Annotated in this window: 20 protein-coding genes; 1 reads left to right on the forward strand and 19 read right to left on the reverse strand. The window is 68.5% G+C overall.

All coding sequences use genetic code 11. The annotated features are described in order from the left end of the window. Nucleotides 1-6 precede the first annotated feature (6 nt). The 14 genes from BLV15_RS06585 to BLV15_RS06650 are packed head-to-tail and all read right to left on the reverse strand — an operon-like array spanning nt 7 to nt 13,181. The gene (locus tag BLV15_RS06585; protein ID WP_090225698.1) at nt 7-1,257 is read right to left on the reverse strand and encodes an NAD(P)/FAD-dependent oxidoreductase; all 1,251 of its coding nucleotides are present in this window, start codon (nt 1,255-1,257) and stop codon (nt 7-9) included. After that, the gene (locus tag BLV15_RS06590) at nt 1,244-2,401 is read right to left on the reverse strand and encodes a cation:proton antiporter (protein WP_090225700.1); all 1,158 of its coding nucleotides are present in this window, start codon (nt 2,399-2,401) and stop codon (nt 1,244-1,246) included. The genes BLV15_RS06585 and BLV15_RS06590 overlap by 14 nt, the downstream gene beginning before the upstream one ends. Next, nucleotides 2,398-4,740: an MMPL family transporter gene (locus tag BLV15_RS06595; RefSeq protein ID WP_090225701.1), complete on the reverse strand. Its 2,343-nt coding sequence runs from the start codon at nt 4,738-4,740 to the stop codon at nt 2,398-2,400. The genes BLV15_RS06590 and BLV15_RS06595 overlap by 4 nt, the downstream gene beginning before the upstream one ends. Then, the gene (locus tag BLV15_RS06600) at nt 4,724-5,317 is read right to left on the reverse strand and encodes an outer membrane lipoprotein carrier protein LolA (RefSeq protein WP_090225708.1); all 594 of its coding nucleotides are present in this window, start codon (nt 5,315-5,317) and stop codon (nt 4,724-4,726) included. The genes BLV15_RS06595 and BLV15_RS06600 overlap by 17 nt, the downstream gene beginning before the upstream one ends. Next, nucleotides 5,314-5,739, reverse strand: coding sequence for an acyl-CoA thioesterase (locus tag BLV15_RS06605; RefSeq protein WP_090225709.1), 426 nt, complete (start codon nt 5,737-5,739; stop codon nt 5,314-5,316). Before BLV15_RS06605 ends, BLV15_RS06600 begins: the two co-directional genes overlap by 4 nt. Beyond that, the gene (locus BLV15_RS06610) at nt 5,732-7,267 is read right to left on the reverse strand and encodes an HAL/PAL/TAL family ammonia-lyase (RefSeq protein WP_090225711.1); all 1,536 of its coding nucleotides are present in this window, start codon (nt 7,265-7,267) and stop codon (nt 5,732-5,734) included. Before BLV15_RS06610 ends, BLV15_RS06605 begins: the two co-directional genes overlap by 8 nt. After that, complete coding sequence (locus BLV15_RS06615) at nt 7,257-8,189, reverse strand: lysophospholipid acyltransferase family protein (protein ID WP_090225713.1); 933 nt, start codon at nt 8,187-8,189, stop codon at nt 7,257-7,259. The genes BLV15_RS06610 and BLV15_RS06615 overlap by 11 nt, the downstream gene beginning before the upstream one ends. After that, entirely contained in the window at nt 8,186-8,920 is a 735-nt protein-coding gene (locus tag BLV15_RS06620; RefSeq protein ID WP_090225714.1) for a glycosyltransferase family 2 protein, read from the reverse strand. The genes BLV15_RS06615 and BLV15_RS06620 overlap by 4 nt, the downstream gene beginning before the upstream one ends. Continuing rightward, nucleotides 8,913-10,595, reverse strand: coding sequence for an acyl-CoA synthetase family protein (locus BLV15_RS06625; RefSeq protein WP_090225716.1), 1,683 nt, complete (start codon nt 10,593-10,595; stop codon nt 8,913-8,915). Before BLV15_RS06625 ends, BLV15_RS06620 begins: the two co-directional genes overlap by 8 nt. After that, nucleotides 10,592-11,137: a COG4648 family protein gene (locus tag BLV15_RS06630; protein WP_090225718.1), complete on the reverse strand. Its 546-nt coding sequence runs from the start codon at nt 11,135-11,137 to the stop codon at nt 10,592-10,594. Before BLV15_RS06630 ends, BLV15_RS06625 begins: the two co-directional genes overlap by 4 nt. Continuing rightward, a complete protein-coding gene (locus BLV15_RS06635) occupies nt 11,134-11,385 on the reverse strand; it encodes an acyl carrier protein (protein ID WP_090225720.1) in 252 nt (83 codons plus the stop codon). Before BLV15_RS06635 ends, BLV15_RS06630 begins: the two co-directional genes overlap by 4 nt. 11 nt (nt 11,386-11,396) lie before the next feature. Continuing rightward, a complete protein-coding gene (locus BLV15_RS06640) occupies nt 11,397-11,657 on the reverse strand; it encodes a phosphopantetheine-binding protein (RefSeq protein ID WP_090225722.1) in 261 nt (86 codons plus the stop codon). Continuing rightward, nucleotides 11,638-12,447 carry a lysophospholipid acyltransferase family protein gene (locus BLV15_RS06645; protein WP_090225723.1) on the reverse strand — a complete coding sequence of 270 codons (810 nt, stop codon included), beginning with the start codon at nt 12,445-12,447 and terminating at the stop codon, nt 11,638-11,640. Before BLV15_RS06645 ends, BLV15_RS06640 begins: the two co-directional genes overlap by 20 nt. After that, a complete protein-coding gene (locus BLV15_RS06650; RefSeq protein WP_090225725.1) occupies nt 12,423-13,181 on the reverse strand; it encodes a beta-ketoacyl synthase chain length factor in 759 nt (252 codons plus the stop codon). Before BLV15_RS06650 ends, BLV15_RS06645 begins: the two co-directional genes overlap by 25 nt. A 287-nt stretch (nt 13,182-13,468) precedes the next feature. Between BLV15_RS06650 and BLV15_RS06655 the strand changes: the two genes are divergently transcribed. Further along, entirely contained in the window at nt 13,469-14,242 is a 774-nt protein-coding gene (locus BLV15_RS06655; protein WP_090225726.1) for a ParA family protein, read from the forward strand. A 6-nt stretch (nt 14,243-14,248) separates the two neighbouring features. On the opposite strand, the gene BLV15_RS06660 is transcribed toward BLV15_RS06655, so the two are convergent. From BLV15_RS06660 to selO, 5 genes are all read right to left on the reverse strand, one after another. Beyond that, complete coding sequence (locus tag BLV15_RS06660) at nt 14,249-14,698, reverse strand: YiiD C-terminal domain-containing protein (protein WP_090225727.1); 450 nt, start codon at nt 14,696-14,698, stop codon at nt 14,249-14,251. Nucleotides 14,699-14,785: 87 nt separating this feature from the next. Next, nucleotides 14,786-15,220 carry a thioredoxin TrxC gene (gene trxC, locus BLV15_RS06665; RefSeq protein WP_090225729.1) on the reverse strand — a complete coding sequence of 145 codons (435 nt, stop codon included), beginning with the start codon at nt 15,218-15,220 and terminating at the stop codon, nt 14,786-14,788. A 67-nt stretch (nt 15,221-15,287) separates the two neighbouring features. Beyond that, nucleotides 15,288-16,565, reverse strand: a complete 1,278-nt coding sequence (locus BLV15_RS06670; RefSeq protein ID WP_090225730.1) for a bifunctional O-acetylhomoserine aminocarboxypropyltransferase/cysteine synthase — start codon at nt 16,563-16,565, stop codon at nt 15,288-15,290. Nucleotides 16,566-16,681: 116 nt separating this feature from the next. Continuing rightward, on the reverse strand, nt 16,682-17,659 hold the full coding sequence (locus tag BLV15_RS06675; RefSeq protein WP_090225731.1) for a sulfite exporter TauE/SafE family protein: 978 nt from the start codon (nt 17,657-17,659) through the stop codon (nt 16,682-16,684). 140 nt (nt 17,660-17,799) lie between these two features. Next, entirely contained in the window at nt 17,800-19,260 is a 1,461-nt protein-coding gene (gene selO / locus BLV15_RS06680) for a protein adenylyltransferase SelO (protein ID WP_090225733.1), read from the reverse strand. Nucleotides 19,261-19,330 lie beyond the last annotated feature (70 nt).

Below are 19,330 nucleotides of genomic sequence, written 5' to 3' on the forward strand. Positions count from 1 at the left end.
CTCTTGTCAGGCGGGCGCTTGCGGTGCGCAGATTTCGGCCAGCACGCGCAGGCGGCGCTGGGGTTCGGTGACGTACGGGTTGTTCTGGTCCCAGGCGTAGCCGGCCAGGATCGAACAGATCATCCGGCGGATGTCGCCGGATGAGCCGGGGTAATAGATCACGTCCTGGAAGCTGCCATCGTACCAACCCTCGACGTAGGCGCGGAAGGCATCGACTCCGCGTTTCAGGGGCACGGCGAAGTCGCTCTCCCAGTCCACGCGCTCACCTTCGAGCTGACGGTGCAGCAGGCCGGCGGCCATGCTCGCCGAGCGCATCGCGATGGTCACGCCGGAGGAGAACACCGGGTCGAGGAATTCGGCGGCGTTGCCCAGCAGCGCGTAACCCTTGCCATGCAGGCTCTTCACGTTGGCCGAGTAGCCGTCGATCTTGCGCGCCGGCGTGTCCCACACCGCATTCTTCAGCACGCCGGCCAGGCTCGGGGTTTCTTCGACGAAGCGCTTGAGGCAGGCATCCAGGTCGTCCGGGCGTTCGGCGATGTACGCCGGGTCGGCGATCACGCCCAGCGAGCAGCGGCCGTTGCTGAACGGAATGGTCCAGAACCAGACGTCGCGCAGTTGCGGGTGGGTGGTGATGAGGATCTTCTCGCGGTCGAAACCCTCATCGTCGATGCGGTCTTCGATGTGGGTGAACACGGCGTGGCGGACCGGCAGGCAGGACGGCGCCTCGAGATCGAGAAGGCGCGGCAGTACGCGGCCGTACCCGCTGCCGTCGAGCACGAAGCTGCATTCGACACGGTAGTGGCTGCCGTCCAGGCGGCGCACGTCGAGGTTCGGCGTTTCGCCGCTGAAGTCGGCGGCGACGATTTCCTCTTCGTAGCGGATTTCCACGCCCTGGCGGGCGGCTTCGTCGGCGAGGATCTGGTCGAAGTGCGCGCGTTGCACCTGGAAGGTCCAGTCCTTGCCCGGGGTGAACTTGTCGCGGAAATCGAAGGCCGTGCGCCGCTCGCCCCAGGCGAAGGCGGCGCCGTTCTTGCGCTGGAACCCCGCCGCCTCGACGGCCTCCAGCATGCCGGCTTCCTCGACGAAATCGAGGCAGTGCGACAGCAGGCTCTCGCCGATGGAGAAGCGCGGGAAACGCTGGCGCTCGATGATCAGCACGTCATGGCCCTGGCGCTTGAGCAGCGCGCCGGCGATGGCGCCGGAAGGGCCGGCACCGATGATCACGACCTGACGGTGTTGCAGTTCAGAAATTGCCATGGGAATTCCTTTTCAATGAAGGCATGGAATGGGGGCGACGGATGCCGAGCAGCGCCGGCAGCAGCGTGGAGAACAGGCTCATCAGCATCAGACTGAAGTAGAGCAATGAGTCGATCAGATGCTGCTGGAAAAGCAGGTTGAGGAAGACGATCTCGGTCAAGCCGCGGATGTTCAGCAGCAGGCTCTCGCGCCAGCGCAGCGCCGCAGGCATGCCCGGCCTGGCCCAGCCCAGGCCGATCCAGTTGCCGCCGAGCTTGGCCAGCACCGGCAGCACCAGCAGTGCGGCGAGGTAGAACCACGAGTAGCCGCTGACCGCCTGGCGGAAGTCGATCTGCAGGATGCCGTAGGACAGGATCAGCGGGATCGCGAAGCCGTTCTGCACCCGGCGCAGCGCCTGGGGGCTCAGCGGCAGGACGAAGGGCTGGCGCAGCCAGGCCAGGCAGAGCAGGTAGCCGATGCCGAAGACCAGCGCGTTCATCTTCAGTTGCTGGAACACCAGCATCAGGGCGAAGAACGGCAGGCTGTAGGCCAGTCCGTGGCGCAGGCGCAGGGCCTTGAGCAGCAACGGCAGCGCCGTCGCGAGCAGCGGCCAGATCAGGTTCTGCGGGTTGCTGCTGCCTTGTGCCAGGGCGAACAGGCTCCAGCACATCAGGTCCATGAGAATCGCCGAGTGCATCAGCCGGCGCGTCGCGCTCGGGTCGTAGCCGATTCCCTGCAGGTACAGGTAGAGCACCGGGATCGCGGTGATCGAGAACAGCAGGCCGATCGACACCGCGCTGAGCCAGGGCAGCGGCTGCAGCAGCCAGAGCGCGCAGGCCAGGCCGCAGAAGAACGGGACGAAGAAACTCGGCAGGGCGATCTTCAGGCTTTCCGGGCTCAGCCGCAGGTCCACGACATCGCTGAGGATGTAGCCCAGCAGCAGGGCGAAGCTCAGCCCGTAGAGGCTCTTCAGCCAGTGCGGCTCGACCAGCTGTACGGCGCCGATCTGCGCCTGCGGCTCGATCACGCCGAGTACCAGCAGCGGCAGGCCGAGCATCGCCAGCAGCAGCTGGCTGACGATGGGCAGCAGGCCGAGCCGGGCGCCCAGCCAGGTACCAGCGGCGAACAGCGCGAGCAGGGCGAGCCAGATCAACAGGACGGTCATTCCCCGGCCTCCGCGGCGTGCGAGGTGTCGGTATGGGCGTGTCCCGCCCATGGCGCGAACAGGCTGGCGAAGAACAGGCCCAGCCCCACGGCCAGGCCGAAGTTGCTCACCGCCGGGGTGCTCGACAGCGCCAGCAGGCCGAAGGAGAGCCAGGTGGTCAGCGCTGAGAGCAACACGCCGAGCAGGCTGGCGCCGGAGCCGCCGACGCGTTCGCGCATGAGGATCGCGTAGTCCACGCCGATGGCGGTCACCAGCAGCAGGCCGAAGAGGCTGAACAGGGTCAGTGGCTGGCCCAGCCAACCGAGGCTGGCGAGGCTGCAGAGCGCCGCCAGCAGCGGCAGCAGGACCACGCGCAACGCGCCTTTCAGGCCGAAGGGAAACACCAGCAGGCCGAGGATCAGCAGGCACGAGAGCAGCTTCAGCTCGCTGGCGCTGACCTGGGTGGCGGCGAACAGGCGGTTCAGTTCGCCCAGGCGATCGACCAGGCATACCCCCTCGAGGCCGTCCGCCTGGGCGGCGAGCAGGGTGGCGTCGCTCAGCCCGCGCAGGCTGACCAGCGCCGCGACCTGATTGCCGCTGGCGCCCAGCCAGAGCGAGCGCCAGGGTTCGCCGTAGGGGCCGGCGAGGGCCGTGTTGATGTCCTGCACCGGCAGCGCCTGGAGCTGGCGCAATTCGTCGTCCAGCGCGCTGCGCGGAATGCCCAGGTCGATCAGCGGCTGCCAGTGCTGCGCCAGCGCGGGCAACGCCTGGCGCAGGCGCTGCTGTTGCTCCGCGGTGGCGAGCAGTTGCGGCAACGCCTGGTAGCCGGCGAGGCTGCCGTCGGCCACCAGCCGGTCGAGGCGCGCGGCCAGCGTGGCCTGGCGTTCGAGTAACTGGGTCTGGTCGTCGCCGCGCACCAGGAAGAACTGGCTGGTGGGCTGCACGCCGGTGATCTTCGCCACCGCCTTGGCTTCCGCGAGCAACTGCGGCGAGCCGCCGATCCACTGGCGCAGGTCGTTATGGACTTCCAGGCGCATCAGCCCGATGCCGCAGAACGCCAGCACCAGCAGCGACAGCGGCCAACTGCCGGTGCGCCGCAACAGCGCCGCGCGGGCCGCCAGCAGGCGGCGGGCGAGGCTCAGCAGCGAGCGTCGCGGGCGCAGTTGCAAGCCGTTCAGCAGCGCCGGCAGCAGGCAGATCGAGCACAGGTAGGCGGCCAGCAGCCCGGCCACCGAGAACACCGCGACCTGGGTCAGCGCCGGGAACGGCGTGCAGGCCAGCGCCAGATAGCCGATCAGGTTGGTCGCCAGGCTCAGGCTGAGCCCCGGCAGGGTGGCGCGCACCGCGTCCCAGCTGCGCCAGGTGGCGGCGCCCCAGCTCTTCGACAGGTAGTGCAGCGGATAATCCGACGCCACGCCGATCAGGCTGCTGCCCAGCATCAGCGTGAGTACGTTGATATGGCCGAACAGCGCCACGCAGGCGACGCAGCCGGCGAGCAGCGCGGCCACCACCGGCAGGAACGCCAGCAGCACGCGAACCCGGCGGAAGGCCAGCAGCAACAGCAGCAGCGCGCCGACGGTCGCGCCGCCGCCGACCCAGGTGATTTCCCGGGTGGCCTGCTGCTGGGCGGCGGCGGCGTACAGCAGGCCGCTGGCGGCGACCAGCCGCCCGCCGTCCGCCGTGACCTGGGCGCGGGCCTCGGCCACCAGTCGCGCGGCCTCCAGCGGTGCGTTCATGTCGAAGGCATCGGCGCGGGTACGCGCGCGCAGCAGCGCCCATTGCTGGCCATCCGCCTCGGCGAAGAACGCGCCGCTGCCGAGGTCCAGCTGCACGTTGGCGCTGGCCGGACGCTGCTGCGCGATGGCGGCGGCCAGGCCCAGCCAGTCCTGCTGGTTGGCGATCAGGCCGAAGCCGGCGAAGGGGTCGAAGAGCTGCTGCACGCGCTGTTCGATGAAGGCCTTCGGGTCGTCGATCAGGCGTTCGCGGGTGGTTGCGCCGAGCAGCGCCAGGCGGCCCTGCAGCAGTTGCTCGCGCAGCGCCGGCAGGTCGGCCTGAACGCCGGTCTGAACCTTCTCGAACAGCGCACCGGCTCGCCAGGCGTCGGCGAGTCGCGCGGCAGCGGCGATCGCGCGCTCGCGCTCCGGGTAGCCGACCAGCACCAGCAATTCGCGATTCAGCGGCTCCTGCATGCGCTGTTCGGCGCTTTTCTGCAACGCGTCGCGGCTGCTGCCGGGCACCAGCTCGAGGATGTCGGTGCTCAGCGGCGCGCCGTTTCGCCACTGCCAGGCGCCCAGCGCGAGGAGCATCAGCAGAAAGGCGAGAAAAGCCCAGGGGGCGCGCCGCTCAATCGGTGAAGTCATGCTGTTCCCGATCGGACAGGGCATCGGCCGCGACGCTGTTCTGCAGCAGCAGCTCGGTGCGGTCGCCCTGGGTTTCGTCCAGCACGATACGCTGCACCAGCGCGCCGCCGTCGATGCGGATGCTGTTGAAGATCTGCTTGAGCAGCAACGCGCGCGGGGTCAGCGTCAGTTGCCAGTTCTGCGCGTCGCCTTGCAGCGCCAGCTCGAAGTCCCGTTGCAGGCCGCTGCTGTCGCCGCCCAGCACGGCGAGGAACAGGCGGTTCTGCTGGGCGCTGGCGCTGCGTTGCGGGATCGCCTGCCAGCCGCCGGCCTCGCGCCGGGCGATGCCTTGTTCGTCGATGCGGTAATCCTGCTGCAGCGGCGTCTTCAACAGCCAGAGCAGACCGTGGCCCTTGGCCAGGACGAACTCCCCGCGGCTGGTCAGCGGTTTTTCCAGGGCGCGGAGAAACTTTTGCTGAACGAATTCGCCGCGTACCACCGCGGGTTTGCCCAGTTGCGCCGCCAGCTGTTCCAGGCCGAACGCCTGGGCCAGCGCCGGGAGCAGCGATAACGCGGTCGCCAGCAGCAGGCGTCTCATGTCAGCGCCTTGCGCACGGCGTCGACGAACACCGCCGGCGAGGCGAGCTGCATTTCCCGGCTGGCGATCTCGACCGCCACCTGCACACTGCTGGCGCGGGTCAGGCGTTCGCCGGTTTCGACGTCTCGGATCAGGTAGTTGATCTTCAGGCGGTTCTCCCACTCGACCAGGTCGGCGCGCACGCTGATGCGCTGGTTGAAGCGCGCCGGCCGCACGTAGCGCAGTTGCAGGTCGATGATCGGCCAGCCGTAGCCGGCGTCGCGCATCTGCTGGTAGTTGTGGCCGATGCGATCGAGCAGCGCGCAGCGGGCGACTTCCAGATATTTGACGTAGTGGCCGTGCCAGACGATGTCCATCGAGTCGACGTCGAAGAACGGCACCAGCACCTCGATTTCGCTTTGCAGTACGCCGTCCTTACGCATACAGCCCCCAGTGGCGATTGCGGATGTGGCTCAGGCACAGGCGCAGCTCGGCCTCCAGCGCGCGGTCTTCGATCACCGGCGCAAAGTCGCTGGCGAGCTGTTCGCGCATGCTCGCCAGCGCTTCCGGCAACGTGCGCGAATCGGCCTGGCCGGCACGAAGCCAGACGCCTTGGTTGGCGGCCAGCAGCGCCGCGGCGGCGACCTGCTCGCTCAGCTCCAGGCTGCGCAGGGCGTCGCGGGCGGCGATGGTGCCCATGCTGACCTTGTCCTGGTTGTGGCATTCGGTGGAGCGCGAGAACAGGCTCGCCGGCATGCCGTTCTTCAGCGCCTCGGCGGTCCAGGCGCTGGCGCCGATCTGCACCGCCTTGAAACCGTGGTTGATCATCGCGGTGTGCGCCGGCGCGCCGGAGAGGTTGCTCGGCAGGCCGTGGTTGTAGCGGGTGTCCACCAGCAGCGCGAGCTGGCGGTCGAGCAGGTCGGCGACGTTGGCGACGAGGTTCTTCAGGCTGTCCATGGCGAACGCGATATGGCCGCCGTAGAAATGCCCGCCGTGCAGCACGCGTTCTTCTTCGGCGTCGATGATCGGGTTGTCGTTGGCGCTGTTCAGCTCGGTCTCGATGAACTGGCGCAGCCAGCCCAGGCTGTCGGCGAGCACACCGAGCACGTGCGGCGCGCAGCGGATGGAGTAGCGATCCTGCAGCCTATGCAGCGGCGGCGTCGGGCCGTCGATGGCCAGGTCGTCGCGCAGCCAGGCGGCGACCTGGACCTGGCCCGGGTGCGGCTTGGCGGCGAACAGGCGCTCGTCGAAGTGCTCGGGGTTGCCCTGCAGGGCGATCACGTTGAGCGCGGTGATGCGCGTGGCCAGGCGCAGCAGGTAGTCGGCGCGGACGAACGCCTGGCAGGCCAGGCCGGTCATCACCGCGGTGCCGTTCATCAGCGCCAGGGCTTCCTTGGGCCGCAGCACCAGCGGTGTCCAGCCGAGTTCGCGATGGACCTCGGCGGCGCTGCGGCGGGCGCCGCGCCAGAGCACGTCGCGTTCGCCGGCGAGGGCGGCGGCGACGTAGGACAGCGGCGTGAGATCGCCGCTGGCGCCCACCGAGCCTTCCTCGGGGATCAGCGGCAGCACGTCCTCGGCGAGGAACGCCTGCAGCCGTTCGAGCAGTTCCAGGCGCACGCCGGACATGCCGTGGGTCAGCGAACGCAGGCGCGCGGCGAGCACGGCGCGGGTGGCCTGGGCGTCGAGCAGTTTGCCCAGGCCGCAGCCATGGAAGGTGAACAGGTGCTGCGGCAGCGCCTCGACGTGCTGTAGCGGCACCGCCACCACGCAGGAGTCGCCGTAGCCGGTGGTGACGCCGTAGATGACCCCTTCGCGGTCGAGCAGGGTATCGAGGAACTGCGCCCCGCGAGCGATCCGCTCACGGAAGGCGGCGTCGTCCTGCAGGCGCGTCGGTGCGCGGCGCTCGGCCACGGCGACCAGCGCTTCGATGGAAAGATGGCTTTCGCCGAACACCACGGGATCAGTCGTCATGCGATTTCCAGAACGGGTAGAAGTTGAACCATTGCAGCGGCGCCTGGGCGCAGTGCTCGCCTAGGCGCAGGGCGTAGCGCTGCGTCCATTCGCTAATCACCTGCTGGCGGTCGTTGCGCCGCCAGTGGATGCGCTCGGCGAAGGGCTCCAGGTGAATCCGGTAGCGTCCGCCATGCTTGATGCAGAACAGCAGGCTCGCCGGGCATTGCAGCAGCCCGGCGAGCAGCCACGGGCCCTGCGGAAAATCGGCGGGCTTACCGAGGAAGTCGACCCGGCTGCGGCGGCCGCCGTGCAGCGGCACGCGGTCGCCGGCGATGGCCAGCCATTCGCCGTTGTCCAGCCGCTCCGACAGCTGCAGCATGATCGCCGGGTCCAGCTCGCTGACCTGAATCAGGCGCAGGCGGCTGGCACCGGCCTCACCGAGCAGGCGGTTGAAGCGCTCGGCGTGGCGGGTGTGCACCAGCACGTTCATGCGCACCTGTTCGCCCAGTTCGGCCAGCGCGCGGCATACCTCGAGGTTGCCCAGGTGGGCGCCGACCAGCAGCTGGCCGCGCTGGCCCGAAGACGTCTTTTGTCGCAGGCCGGCCGGGTCCAGCAGTTCGATGTCGCGCATGTCCAGCTTGCCGTTCCAGACGTCGAGCTTGTCGAGCAGGCTGTCGGCGAAGGCGAGGAACTGGCGGAACACCGAGCGCGTGTTTGGCCGCAGCCCGGCCTGGCCGCTCCATCGGGCGAGGTTGTCCTGGTATTCGCGGGCACTGCGACGCGCCCGGCGGCCGAACAGGAAGAAATAGAAAACGATGCTGTACAGCAGCGGCGCGATCAGTCGGCGGCCCAGGGTGCGCGCGGCCCAGGCGGTGAAGCGCATCAGCAGTAAGCTGCCGCGTTCGCCCTGCGCGGCCCAGTGCTGGCCGGCGTCATTCATGCCCGCCACCGCCGCCAGAGGATCAGCGGCGCGCGGCCGAGCATGCCGAAGAACAGCTTGGCGTGCATTTTCGAGATCAGCGCGTTGTCCTGCCACAGGCGGAAATGCGACAGGCCGTCGAGCGGGTAGTGCACGCGGGTCGGCAGCCAGCGCATCGGCTGGTTGCGCCAGGCCAGGCGCACGAGGATTTCCGGGTCGAAATCCATCCGCCTGCCCAGCCGCGCCGAGTCGATCAGCGCCAGGGTCGGCTCCAGCGGGTATACGCGGAAGCCGCACATGCCGTCGCGGATGCGCAGCGAGAGGCTGTTGATCCAGACCCAGACATGGGTCAGATAGCGCGCGTAGAGGCGGCTCTTCGGCACGCTCGCGTCGTACTGCGGGTAGCCGCAGATCAGCGCCTGCGGCGCCTGCTCCGCGGCGGCGAGGAAGGCGGCGACGTCGCCGAGGTCGTGCTGGCCGTCGGCATCCACCTGCAGCGCATGGCTGAAGCCCAGGCGACGGGCCTCGCGCAGGCCGGCCATCACCGCGCCGCCCTTGCCCTGGTTGGTCGCCAGGCGCACCAGGTGGACCTGCTCGGCGTCGGCCAGGCGATCCATCGCTGCGGCGCACGCCGCGCTGGAGGCGTCGTCGACGATCACGCAGGCCAGCCCGGCCTCGCGCAGCGCCTGCAACACCAGCGGCAGGGCGTGTTCGTGGTTGTACACCGGGATCACCGCGCAGGGCCTAAACATGGCCAGGCCCGAGGAGGATGCGCCCGGAGGAGCAGGGCGCATCGCCGTTGCGGTAGGCGAAGTGCAGCTTGCCGCGCTCGGCATCGAAGCGCAGCGTCAGCTGCAGTCGATCGCCGGGACGCGCGAGTTGCTGGAACTTCAGCACCTCCATGCCGCAGAAGCGCGGGGGCAGCTCGAGCAGCTCGCGGGCCAGGCTCAGCGCCCAGTCGATCTGCACCACGCCGGGGAGCACCGGGGTGCGCGGGAAATGCCCGCTGAAGTGCGCCAGGTCCGGCGGCACGTCCAGCAGCAGTCGCCACTCGCCGTCCACTTCGTGTTCCTCGACCCGTTCCGGCTGCCGGGTGCGCGGCGCCTGCAGCAGGGCATCGACCTGCGCCTGCGGCAGCTTGCCCTGCGCGGTCAGCGGCAGTTGCCGCAACAACCGCCAGCGACGCGGCAGCGCCAGCGCCTCGCAATGGTCGCCGAGGTGGACACGCAGCGCCTGGGTCAGCGCGCGACGGCCCTCGTTGCGCAAGACGTGCAGTCCGGCGTCGCTGAGCGCGACGAGGGCGCCCAGATAGGCGCGGTTTTCGCTGATCACGCCGAGGCGGCAATCGGCGACCCAGGCGTGGCTGGCCAGCGCCCCTTCGAGCATCGGCAGGGAGATGCGTTTTTCTTCCAGCTTGACGATGCGATCGAGGCGACCGAGCAGCTCGAAGCCACCGCTGGCGTCGAGCCTGACGGCATCCGCCGACTGTTCGATATGGCCGGCCGGCAAGTAACGGGAGGCGATGCGCAACGCGCCGCTGTCATCCTGGCTCAGCGCGACTCCGGCGAAGGGCTGCCACAGGCCCTCGCCCTGACGCCAGGCGATGCCGCCGGTTTCCGAGCTGCCGTAGATTTCCGTCGGCCACTGGCCGAGACGCCGTTGCAACTCCTGGGCGGCTTCGGCCGGCAGCGCGCCGCCGGAGGAAAACACCTTGCTGACGCGGCCCAGCGCGGGCCAGTCGAGGTTGTCGCCCATGCGCTTGAGCAGCGCCGGGCTGGCGACCCAGGCGAACCCGCGGGCGTCGGCGAGGCCCAGGCTGGCGAGCTGGATGTCCTCGGGGAACGGCAGCGCGCGGCGCAGGAAGGTGCGCCCCGCGGCCAGCGGCCAGAGCACGCGGAACAGCAGCCCGTAGATGTGTTGCGCGGCGACGCTGCCGATCAGCGTGGCGGCGCCCAGCTCGGCGCCCCACAGCGCTTCGAGCGCGTCGACTTCGTTGGCCAACTGACGCAGCGACTTGCCGATCAGCTTGGGTTCGCCGCTGGAACCGGAGGTGCTCAGCGTCAGGCGGCAGGCGTCCAGGTCCAGTTCCGCGGCGGCCAGCGGCTCGTCCTGCAGCGCGTCGAGCCGGGTGTCGCCAGGCTGATCGGTCAGCCAGAGGTCTACCTCCGGCGCCAGGCGCTGGCGATTGCCCGGTTGCAGGTCGGCCGGCAGGATTACCTCGACGCCGGCGCGCCAGGCGCCGAACAGGGCGATGGCCAGCTCGGCGGCGTCTTCCAGGTGCAGGGCCAGGCGGCGCACGCCGCGGCGTTGCAGGGCGGCCGCCAGGCACAGGGCGCGCTGGCGGAATTCGGCGTGCTCGAGGGCGGGCGCCAGGCTCAGCGCGCGCGGGCCGGGCGATTCCAGCAACAGGCGGTGCAACGGCGTCATGCGTTCGCCCTCACGCGTTGGCGCAACAGCCATTCGCCGATGAACAGCAGGCCCATCAGCAGGTAGGAGAGCAGCCCGTTGTAGAGCGTCCACCAGCTCAGCGGCGCCCACAGCGTCAGCGCGGCGGCGAGCAGCCCGTTGCAGAGGAAGAAGATCGCCCAGACCACGGTGACCTGGCGCGTGTAGCGGATCGCCACGGCCGGCAGTTCCGGCTCGCGCAGGCGTGCCAGGCGCTCGACCAGCGGCGGGCCGTACCTGAGGCTCAGGCCGAACAGCGCCAGCAGCATCAGGCTGATCAGCACCGGGTACCAGCGCAGCAGGTGCGCGTCGCCGACCACGCCGAGCAGCACGCAGAAGGCCAGCGCGCCCAGCGCCAGCCAGCGGTTGCCCGGGCGTTCGGCGCTGCACAGCATGCGCGCCAGCCAGAGGCTGCCGAGCAGGATGGCGAAGAATTGCGGGGACAGATGCCCGAGGCCGTAATAGACGGCGAACGGATAGGCCAACCCGGCCAGCAGCAATCCCAGCGCGATCAGTCGACTCAAGCGGCGTCCTGCATCTTGTGCATCGCCTCGACCACGTCGGCCACCGTGCGCACCGCCTTGAAGTCCTCGGCGGCAATCTTCTTGCCGGTCTGCCGCTTCAGGTGGTCGATCAGGTCGACCGCATCGATGCTGTCGATTTCCAGGTCCTGATAGAGGTTGGCCTCCGGCGTGATGCGCTCGGGTTCCAGCTCGAACAGCTCGACCAACGCGTCGCGCAGGGTGGCAAAGATTTCATCGCGATTCTGCATGGGTCGTTCCTTCAGGCCGCTTTGCTCGCGCTGACGTAAGCCGCCAGGCGGGCCACGTTGGCGAAATGCGTGCGGGTGTCCTTGGCTTCGGCGTCGATCTTGATGCCGAAACGCTTCTGGATGGCCAGGCCCAGTTCCAGAGCGTCCACCGAGTCGAGGCCGAGGCCGTCGCCGAACAGCGGTTGTTCGCTGTCGATGTCGTCCGGGCCCATGTCCTCGAGGCCAAGGGCCTCGATGATCAGGTTTTTGATGTCAGTTTCCAGTTGGCTCATCTTCGGCGAGCTCCTTCATGAAGTAGTGATGCAGATGATCGTTGAGTTTGCGCGAAGCGATGGGCGCGCTGTCCTGCTCGGCGAAGCGTTGCGGATCGATGTCCGCGCCGACCTGCAGGCGGAAGTGGAAGCGTCGCGAGGGAATGCTGTACCAGGGCTCGGCCTTGGTCAGGGTCGTCGGCGTGACGCTGATCACCACCGGCGTGACGATGCGGGCGCCGCGCAGGGCGATCGCCGCGGCGCCACGGTGGAACTCCGGGGCACGACCGGGCGTGGTGCGGGTGCCTTCGGGGAAGACAATCAGGGTCTGACCCGAGCGCAGCGCCCCTGCCGCCTCGTCGAGCATGTCCATGCTGCCGCTGTTGCTGATGTAGCCCGCGGCGCGCACCGGTCCGCGGGTGAACGGGTTGTTCCACAGGCTCTGCTTGACGACGCAGTTCGCATCGCGGATGCAGGCGATCAGCACCACCACGTCGATCAGCGAAGGGTGATTGGCGATGATCAACTGGCCGGGCTGGCCGAGGCGCTGCACCCCTTCGATTTCGTAGGTGAGCACGCCGCTGCGGTACATGAACTGGACGAACAGCCAGAACAGCCGGCTGACGGTGGCACGCGCCCGTTGGCGGCGCCGGGCCGCGTCGCCGGGAAGCAGGCTCAGCAGCGGGAAGATCAGCAGCCGCAGGCACAGCCCGCCGACTCCGAACAGCACGAAGCTCAGTCCCGTGGCGATCAGCCGCCAGGCATAAGGGGCGCTGCCGTGCGCCTTCACGGATTGCGTCGCCAGGTCCATTCGCGGCTCTTCCAGTGGTTGCTGCACAGGCTCCCGCCCTGCAGCAGGGTGAGCAGGAAATTCAGCGCATGCGGCCACCGGCAGGCGGTTGCGTCGGCGCTGGGCGTGTCGCAGGTAAGGGTCCACTGCGCGCCGCGGCGCAGCCTCAGGGCCACGGCGTAGGGGAAGGGCACGTCGTCGATCCAGGGGGCGTAGGCCTCCGGCGGGCGGTCCTCGGCGATCACCAGCAGCACCTGCGGCTCGCCCTCGGCGAGCAGCCCGGCAGCCTCCAGCAGGGCGTGCTCGAGGCCGTCGCCTTCGGCGGCGATGGCGGTCATCTCGCTGTCGTCGCCGCGCAGGATCGACCACAGGCCGATGATCGCGTTGTGCACGGAGAGGCTGAACTGGGTGGGTGAGAGCGGCTGCCGTTCGGCCAGTTCGCTGAGGAGGGCGAAGGTGCGCGGCGTCTCGCCATGCCGGGAGGCGAACACCATCGGCATCGGCGCCTGGCCTTCGGCCAGCGGCCAGGCCACCTGGAAGGTCATTCGCGCCAGCCGACTCATGCGTCGGCGCTGCATCGCGGGGAGGAAATCGACCGCAGGCACGGCCGCCGGGTCGCCGCCGACACAGCCGGGGGCCAGGCTCCAGCGCGTCCAGGCGTCCGCGTCATCCAGGCCGGGTGCCCATGCTCTCCATTGATCGATACTGAATTGAATCACGTCAAAGCGCTCGTTCCCGCCTGTACGGGCGTCCATTGCGAGGTGCGTCTTCCTGAAACGGGTTGGTGTGAAACTGTCCAGACCACGCGCGGGCGGCATTATCCCGGCGCCATCCGCTACAGGCAAACATTGTTACAGGATCGAATGTGACGCGGCGCAACCTTCCGGGTCACCGGCGTTCTAAGCGATCCTTTATACAAAAGGCGGGCGGTGGAGTGATTGCCGCTCATCGAAACGCGGCGATCCGCGGCCCCCGCGCTGTCGTCTTATCGTCATCTTCGCGGCGTAGAGTGGGCAGCGGATTCCATTTCCGGAGGTTTCGCATGCGGCGCGTGGTGTTCAATCAGAAGGGCGGGGTAGGCAAGTCGAGCATCGCCTGCAACCTGGCGGCGGTCGCCGCGGCCGAGGGTTATCGCACGTTGCTGGTGGACCTTGACACCCAGGGGAACTCCAGCCATTACCTCACCGGGCTGGCCGGCAACGAGATTCCGCTGGGGATCGCCGACTTCTTCACGCAGATCCTCTCGTCCGGGCCGATCGCCAAGAACGGCAAGGTGGACATCTACGAGACGCCGTTCGACAACCTGCACGTGATCACCGCCACCGCGGAGCTTGCCGATCTGCAGCCCAAGCTCGAGGCGAAACACAAGATCAACAAGCTGCGCAAACTGCTCGATTCACTCGACGAGGACTACGAGCGGATCTACCTGGATACGCCGCCGGCGCTGAATTTCTACACGGTGTCCGCGCTGATCGCCGCCGAGCGCTGCCTGATCCCCTTCGACTGCGACAGCTTCTCGCGCCAGGCGCTGTACGGGTTGCTGCGCGAGATCGAGGAGATTCGCGACGACCACAACCCCGGCCTGACGGTGGAAGGCATCGTGGTCAACCAGTTCCAGGCGCGGGCGGCGTTGCCGCAGCGGGTGCTCGACGAGATGATCGGCGAAGGCTTGCCGGTGCTGCCGGTCTATCTCGGCGCTTCGGTGAAGATGCGCGAGTCGCACGAGGCCTGCACGCCGCTGATCCATCTCGACCCCACGCACAAGCTGACCCGGCAGTTCGTCGAGCTACACCACCTGCTCGAAGGCGGCAGCTGAACCGCGTCAGCGCGGGTGGGCGCGCAACTGGTAGAGTGCGCTGCTCTCGGCCACCACGGCGCCCGAGGCGTCGGTGAGCTGCAGCTCCAGCCGGTACTCGGCCTTTCCGGCGCGCGTCGCCTCTTCCTGGATGCGCTGGATCTCGGCGGCGTCCAGACGCGCCTCCACGCGGATGTCGCCGGTGGCCGGGCGGCGGAAGCGAAGTTTCATCTCCTTCACCACCGGGTAGAAGCGCTGGCTGTCGAAGCTGGTGAGAAAGAGTGCGCCGCCGGGCATTTCGGCGAGGGTGAAGAGGGCGCCGGCGTAAAGGCTGCCGATGTGGTTCTGGTTGCCGGCCAGCGGTGCCAGCAGGCGGACGAAGCCGGGTTCCAGCACCTCGGCCTTGAGGCCCATGCGCTGGACGAAGGCGATCTTTTCCTCGGTGAGCTGGCGGGCGATCTCGGCGGGCACGGGCATGGCGGACTCCTTCGGTGAGGTCCCCAGCCTAGCCGGCGGCGCTGACGCGGCAATGATCGCCGCGCTCGGCGCCACTGACCGATGCGCTCAGAGTCCCTGGCCGTTCAGCCAGGCGAGCAGTTGCGGCAGCGGCATGGCGCCGCTCTGGCGCGCGCTTTCGCGGCCGTCGCGGTAGAGGATCAGGCTGGGGATCGAACGGATGCCCAGGCGCGCCGACAGCTCGTGGTTGGCTTCGCTGTCCAGCTTGCCCAGCCGGCAGCGCCCGCGTAGCTGCGCGGCGGCCTGCTGGAACACCGGGGCGAAGGCCTTGCACGGCCCGCACCAGTCGGCCCAGACGTCCACCAGCAAGGGCAGATCGCCCTTGATCTGCCGGTCGAAATTGGCCTGGTTCAGTTCGAAGGGCGTGGCGCTGAGCACCTCGGCCTTGCAGTGGCCGCACTTCGGCGTCTCGCCCAGGCGCGCTGCCGGTATGCGGTTGAGCCCGGCGCAGTGCGCGCAGGGAACGAGAAGGGCGTCGGACATGCCGCGGCTCCGTCGAAGGATGGTGATCCTAATGTGGAGCCGCGGGCCGGGAAGTCAAGGCGACCGGTCAGCCGCGGGCCGCGGCCAGCGCCTGCCCGATGTCGGCGAGGATGTCGTCGATGTGCTCGATGCCGATCGACAGCCGGACCATGTCGCGCGGCACGCCGGCCTTCTCCAGTTCGACGTCGTCGAGTTGGCGGTGGGTGGTGGACGCGGGGTGGCAGGCCAGCGACTTGGCGTCGCCGATGTTCACCAGACGCACCACCAGTTGCAGCGCATCGATGAAGCGCGCGCCAGCGGCCTGGCCGCCCTCGATGCCGAAGGACAGGATGCCCGCCGGCTTGCCCTCGACGTAGCGTTGCGCCAGTTCATGCTCCGGGTGATCCGCCAGGCCGGCGTACTTCACCCAGCGCACCTGCGGATGGTCGCGCAGGTATTCGGCGACCTTCAGCGCGTTCGCGGTGTGCCGTTCCATGCGCAGACCCAGGGTTTCCAGGCCCTGCAGGATGAGGAAAGCGTTGAACGGCGACAGCGCGGCGCCGGTGTTGCGCAGCGGCACCACGCGGCAACGGCCGATGAAGGCGGCGGGGCCGAAGGCCTCGGTGTAGGTGACGCCGTGGTAGGACGGATCGGGCGTATTGAGCAGCGGGAAGCGCTCGCTGTTCTGCGCCCAGGGGAATTTGCCGGAGTCGACGACGATGCCGCCGATGGAGTTGCCATGGCCGCCGATGTACTTGGTCAGCGAGTGCACGACGATGTCGGCGCCGTGCTCGAACGGCCGGCAGAGCACCGGGGTGGCGACGGTGTTGTCGACGATCAGCGGCACGCCATGGCGATGCGCGGCATCGGCCAGTGCCTGCAGGTCGACGATGTTGCCGGCCGGGTTGCCGATGGATTCGCAGAACACCGCCTTGGTGCGCCCGTCGATCAGCGCTTCCAGGGCGGCGATGTCGTCGTGCGGGGCGAAGCGGGTCTCGATGCCGAAGCGCGGCAGGGTATGGGCGAACAAGTTGTAGGTGCCGCCGTACAGCTTGGCCACCGAGACAATGTTGTCGCCGACCTCGGCGAGGGTCTGGATCGCGTAGGTGATGGCCGCCGCGCCGGACGCCACGGCCAGCGCGCCGACACCGCCCTCCAGCGCCGCCACGCGCTTTTCCAGCACGTCGCTGGTGGGGTTCATGATCCGCGTGTAGATGTTGCCGGCGACCTTCAGGTCGAACAGGTCGGCGCCGTGCTGGGTGTCGTCGAAGGCGTAGGAGCTGGTCTGGTAGATCGGCACGGCCACCGCCTTGGTGGTCGGGTCGGGGCTGTAGCCGGCGTGAATGGCGAGGGTTTCCAGTTTCATGTGCGAGGCGTTCCATCGTGGCAGGGAAGGCCCTGAGCATGTCGACTGGAACGGCGGCGGGTCAATGCGTCCCGCCGCGCCCGGCTAAACCGTTTGCGCCTAAGGTTATGCCGCGATCAACCAACCAGCGCGTTGTAGATGTTGTAGGCGCTGATCAGGGTGATCAGGCTGCCGATCAGCATCAGCAGGGTCTTCGCCGGCAGGCTCTTGCACAGCAGCGCGGCGAAGGGCGCGGCGAACAGGCCGCCGAAGACCAGGCCGGCGACCAGCAGCCAAGTGCTCGGCTGCCCGGCGAGCAGGATGAAGGAGGTGGCGCTGGCGATGGTCAGGAAGAATTCGGCGAAGTTGACCGAGCCGATGGTGGTGCGCGGGTCGCTGCCGGAGCCGATCAGGGTGGTGGTCACCACCGGGCCCCAGCCGCCACCGCCCGCCGCGTCGACGAAGCCGCCGAACAGCGCCAGCTTGGCGATGTGCTTCGGCTGGCGCTTCTGCAGCACGTGGCGGAACGCCTTGGCCAGGATGTACAGGCCCATCAGCAGCAGGTAGGCGGAGATGAAGGGTTTGAGCACCTTGCCGTCGAACTGGGTGATCACCACCGCGCCGAGCACGGCACCGATCATTCCCGGCACCAGCAGGCGCAGGAACAGCGACTTGTTGACGTTGCCCAGCTTGACGTGGGAGATCCCGGACAGGCCGGTGGTGAAGACCTCGGCGATGTGCACGCTGGCGCTGGCCGCGGCGGGCGAGGCACCGGCACTCAGCAGGAAGGTGGTCGCGGTGATGCCGTAGGCCATGCCCAGCGCGCCGTCGATGGCCTGGGCCAGGAAGCCGACAGCCACCGCGCTCCAGAACAGCGGGCTGTTCAGCGCGCCCTCGATGATCTCCAGGCCGCTGCTCTGGTGTTCGCCGAAGAACAGCCGCCAGGCGAGGAAGCTCAGCAGGCCGACCAGGATGGCCACCGCCAGCCACATGGCGACGCGCAGCACGGGATGGTTGATCGGGTTGGAAACGTAGTCCTCGACCGGCGGCAGGCCAAGGGCCTGGTGCTCGCTGTTGATCGGGCTGGCGGTAAGGTCTAGATCGCGGATTTTCATCTAATGCAGAAGCCGTCTGGGCGAGTGGTTGGCCACCCGGTGGCGCCACGATAGTGAGCTTTGCTTAGAGAGTCTAAGAATGATTCGGCAGGGTTATATGCGCTTTTGTTTGGACCCTGGGCTGGTCGAACCACTGCGGTTCAGGACGAGCAACTGATTTCCAGATGCTTGCCCCATTCCGGCGGGCGCTCGGCGAAACCTTCCTTGCCGGGTTGTTCGTCGAAGGGCCGGGCGAGTACCGCGTGCAGTTCGCGCACTTCGCGGTAGTCGCCAGCTTCCGCAGCCTCGATGGCGCGCTGCGCCAGGTAGTTGCGCAGGACGTACTTCGGGTTCACCGCATGCATGCGCTGCCGGCGCGCGGCCTGGTCGCCGCCTTCGTTCTCGACGCGGGCGCGGTAGCGCTGCGCCCAGGCATCGAACCCGGCGAGGTCGACGAAATCGTCGCGCAGCCGGGCCAGGGCCATTCCCGGCGCGTCCTCGCCGAGGCGGCGGAAGAACAGGCTGTAGTCGACGGCGCTGCCCTGCATCAGTTGCAGCAGGCGCTCGACCAGTTCGCCATCGGCCTCGTCCGCCTGCTGCAGGCCCAGGCGGCGGCGCATCAGGTCGAGGTAGTGCGCCTGGTACAGCGGCAGGAACAGGGTCAACGTCTCGCGCAGGATTTTCACGCTGACGAACGGGGTCAGCGCCTGGGCCAGCGCGGAGAGGTTCCAGTGCGCGATGGGCACCTGGTTGCTGAAGGAGTAGCGGCCGCTGTCGTCGGAGTGGTTGCAGATGAAGTGCGCGTCGAAATCGTCGAGAAAGGCGTAGGGGCCGAAGTCGAAGGTGATGCCGAGGATCGACATGTTGTCGGTGTTCATTACCCCGTGGCAGAACCCGTAGGCCTGCCAGCGGGCGATCAGCTCGGCGTTGCGTTCCAGCACCTCGCGGAACAGCGCGGCGTGCGGCTCGGGCGACTCCAGGCAGTGCGGGTAATGCTCGCGCAGGACGTGGTCGGCGAGTTGCCCCAGGGCGTCGTGCTGGCGCGTGTAGTAGAGGTACTCGAAGCTGCCGAAGCGCACGTGGCTGGGCGCCATGCGCAGCAGCATGGCGGCGCGCTCCTCGGTCTCGCGATAGACGGGCGTGCTCGAGCCGGTCACGCACAGCGCTCGCGAGCTGGGGATGCCCAGCGCATGCAGGTGTTCGCTGGCGAGGAATTCGCGGATCGAACTGCGCAGCACCGCGCGGCCGTCGCCGCTGCGTGAGTAGGGGGTCTGCCCGGCGCCCTTGAGGTGCAGGTCCCAGTGCTCGCCGGCGGCGTTGACCACCTCGCCGAGCAGCAGGCCGCGACCGTCGCCCAGGCGCGGGTTGTAGGAGCCGAACTGGTGCCCGGAATAAACCATCGCCCGCGGTTCGGCGTCGGACCAGAGCATGTGGCCGGCGAAGATTTCGGCGAATTCGGGACGTTCGCTCTCGGCCGGGTCGAGGTCGAGCAGCGCCATGGCCGACGCGCTGGCCACCACCAGCCGCGGTTCGGCGATGGGTTCGGGCAGCACGGCGGTGGAGAAGGTGTCGCCCAGGCGGGCGAAGCGGTTATCGAAAACCAGATCGTCGAGACTTTTCATGGTCCGTTTTTAACACGTCGCGCGGCCGGCAGGGGCCTCGACCGTCCGATCGGCAGCGCCGCGCGGGCGC

It is taken from the genome of Pseudomonas kuykendallii (assembly GCF_900106975.1).
In the GTDB taxonomy this organism is placed as follows: Bacteria; Pseudomonadota; Gammaproteobacteria; order Pseudomonadales; family Pseudomonadaceae; genus Pseudomonas_O; species Pseudomonas_O kuykendallii.